The sequence below is a fragment of the Kinneretia sp. DJ1R-11 genome (assembly GCF_025717595.1).
GTDB lineage: Bacteria > Pseudomonadota > Gammaproteobacteria > Burkholderiales > Burkholderiaceae_C > Paucibacter_A.
Genome location: NZ_JAJIRR010000060.1, coordinates 1 through 375 on the forward strand (window position 1 = coordinate 1; position 375 = coordinate 375).

A 375-nucleotide genomic window follows, 5' to 3' on the forward strand; every position below is an offset into this window, starting at 1 on the left:
ACGTTATCCATCATGCTGAGTCGATCAGAAGCTAGAGACCTAGCTGTTCGCAGAATTGCGGCAACAGTCACTGAGCTGCCGCCAGAAGACGAGCTGGTCGTAGTTGACGAAGCAACGATTGAGCGCCCATGGGGCTTGGTCTTTTTCTACACGTCCAAGATTTGGCAAGAGACGCAGAACATTTCGTATGCGCTAGCTGGTAACGCGCCATTGCTCGTCGATCGACGAAATGGCGCAACGCACTTCCTGGGTACAGCTCAACCAATAGAGGCATACCTTCGGGAGTATGAAGATTCAAGTGATCCATATGCTGTCAAGTAGTCGCGAAATGGATAACCTGTCATTGGAGCGGACCGCCTTCGGCGTCCGCTCACT

1 protein-coding gene is annotated in these 375 nt (G+C 52.3%); it reads left to right on the forward strand.

Going from position 1 to position 375, the window contains the following annotated elements; translation table 11 throughout:
* On the forward strand, positions 1-321 hold a 321-nt coding region (locus LNV23_RS23915), incomplete at its 5' end, for a YrhB domain-containing protein (protein WP_263565249.1).
* Between the last annotated feature and the right edge of the window lie 54 nt (positions 322-375).